The organism is Dethiosulfatibacter sp., from assembly GCF_983023055.1.
The window spans coordinates 1-2,578 of record NZ_CEZJXU010000382.1 but is presented as its reverse complement, the minus strand read 5'-3'; the positions used below and the strand labels follow the sequence as shown (position 1 = coordinate 2,578).

The 2,578-nt window shown below is 35.7% G+C and carries 3 protein-coding genes; all 3 read left to right on the top strand.

Going from position 1 to position 2,578, the window contains the following annotated elements; all coding sequences use genetic code 11:
• A partial coding sequence (locus AC3AX0_RS11340; RefSeq protein ID WP_487550393.1) for an NAD/NADP octopine/nopaline dehydrogenase family protein occupies positions 1-363 on the top strand: 363 nt, incomplete at its 5' end.
• A gap of 64 nt (positions 364-427) precedes the next feature.
• Positions 428-1,102 carry a tRNA (guanosine(46)-N7)-methyltransferase TrmB gene (gene trmB / locus AC3AX0_RS11335; RefSeq protein ID WP_487550392.1) on the top strand — a complete coding sequence of 225 codons (675 nt, stop codon included), beginning with the start codon at positions 428-430 and terminating at the stop codon, positions 1,100-1,102.
• Positions 1,103-1,515: 413 nt separating this feature from the next.
• Positions 1,516-2,532, top strand: a complete 1,017-nt coding sequence (gene aroF, locus AC3AX0_RS11330) for a 3-deoxy-7-phosphoheptulonate synthase (protein ID WP_487550391.1) — start codon at positions 1,516-1,518, stop codon at positions 2,530-2,532.
• The last annotated feature ends 46 nt before the right edge of the window (positions 2,533-2,578 follow it).

Genomic DNA, 2,578 nt, shown 5'->3' with positions numbered 1-2,578 from the left:
GTAGCAAGAGTAATTGAGAAAGTGGACAGGGAAAGAATTAATATAGCTAAGGCTCTAGGAATTGAAACTGAAACTCTTATGGAATATATAGAAAAGATTTATGGATTCAGGAAGAATAGCCTTTATGAAACTTTGTCAGAAAGTTTTGTCCATACCAAAGCTAACGGGCCTTCATCTTTGGAGTCAAGATATATAACGGAAGACATTCCTTACGGTCTTATGCCAATGGCTGCAATGGGCAGGTATTTTGGCATAAAAACAGAAGCAATGGATTCTCTTATTGTATTGGGAACAATTGCTTCCGGCAAGGTCTTTGATGATAGTATATGTTCAAGAATTAATGATTATATTATTATGAATTGAATGTTATAAATATTGAAATTCATTGCTGTTAATGGTAAAATTGCTGGACTGGAGGAGATAATTTATGAGACTGAGACATATTAAAGAAGGATATAAAATACTTGATGCACATCCAAGGGTAATTACAAAGCCTGAAAACCTGGATGGCGGACTTGACAATATATTTGAAAATGAAAATGAACTTCATATAGAGATAGGTTCCGGCAAGGGAGGATTCATACGAAAGCTTGCAGGGAAAAATTCGGATATAAATTATCTTGGATTTGAGATGAACACAAAGGTTATATTTAGGTGGATCAACACCATAGAGAAAGAAGGAGCTTTGCCGAATTATTTCATAGTCCATTCCAAGGCTGAAATTGCAAGTGAAACCTTCAGTGAAAATTCAGTGGAAAGGATATATTTGAATTTCTCAGATCCATGGCCAAAGCCAAGACATGAAAAGAGAAGGCTAACTAGCCCAAGACATCTTGATATATATAAGATGATGCTTAAGAATGAAGGAGAGCTTGTATTCAAGACAGACAATGTTGGATTGTTTGATTATACACTGAAAGTATTGGTGGAAAACGGATGGGATATACTTTTTGAGACTCATAATCTTTATAGTACAGACCATATTATTGACAATACAGCCACAGAATATGAAGAAAAATTCGTAAAAGAAGGGCATAAAATTTGCAAGCTTGTAGCAATGATTTCAGACCGTCATAGAGATGGGTATAAGATTGACAGTTAATTAAATTAATCGGTTTTATGAAAGACAAGTATAATATTAACTGCTGGCCTGTTTTAGAAAATATTAATAATTTGACGAATAATCTTGACATTTATGTAACATTTGAGTATAATTAGTTTCAATAAATGGAAATGGAGAAGTATTATGGAAAACTTAAATATGATTCTTAAAACTTCAAAATTAAATAGTTTCTTTTATAACTTTTTCTGGGGCTTCTTTAGCGCTGGATTCTTTACATACAATAAAACAGAATATGTAAGGTGAAAAAGTTAAACTCAAATTAAATAAGAAAGATTTGGCCTGTGAGTTTACTCACAGGCCTTTTTATATATCGGCTTTAAATTAATTCATTGAGTCGGTTGGAGCAACGAGGGAATAATTCACTAAGTTTTTCAAAATTCAGGAGGGAAAAAATGGTTATAGTTATGAAGCAGAATCAAGGAGAATTAACAAAGAATATTAGAAAAAGGGCAGAAAAATTGGGGTTGCAGGTAATAGTAACGTATGGAGCGGGACAAAACATATTAGCTCTAGTTGGAGATACTCAAAAGGTTGAACTTGATTATTTTGCAGGTGAAGAAGGGGTTGAAAAGGTGTTCAGAATCCAGGAACCATACAAACTGGCAAGCCGATATGCAAACCGTGTTGATACTATCATTGATGTTGAGGGTGTAAAAATAGGTGGAGACAATTTCACAATCATTGCAGGACCATGTTCTGTAGAGAGTGAAGAGCAGATAATCCAGACTGCATTAAAGGTAAAGGAATACGGAGCTGACATATTAAGAGGTGGAGCATTCAAGCCTAGGACGTCTCCATACAGTTTCCAGGGTCTTGGACTTGAGGGACTAAAGCTTTTAAAGAAGGCAAAGGAAGCAACGGGTCTTCCAATTATAACAGAGCTTATGGATCCACATGATTTTGATGCAGTATATGAGTATGCTGATATTATCCAAATTGGTGCTAGGAACATGGCGAATTTTGCTCTTTTGAAGGAAGTTGGAAAATGCGATAAGCCTGTAATGCTAAAAAGAGGAATGTCTTCAACAATCAAGGAATTCCTAATGTCTGCCGAATACATCATGTCGGAAGGAAACGAAGAAGTGATTCTTTGTGAAAGAGGAATAAGGACTTTTGAAACCCATATGAGGAATACTCTTGATCTTAATATAGTTACAGCAATAAAAGAAATGTCTCATCTTCCTATTATAATTGATCCAAGCCATGCTACTGGAAGGGCTAGCATGATTGAGCCGGCATCAAGGGCTACTGCTGCAATCGGAGCCCACGGACTTATGATAGAGGTTCACAACAATCCTCATGAAGCCCTTTGTGACGGTGCACAGTCACTTACTCCAGAGGAATTCAAGATTCTTAATGATAAGGTTAGAAAAATACATTCATATGTTAATGGAGGTGAGTTATGCTAAAAGTTGGTTATCAAGGCGTACCTGGTGCATACAGTGAAATAGCAGT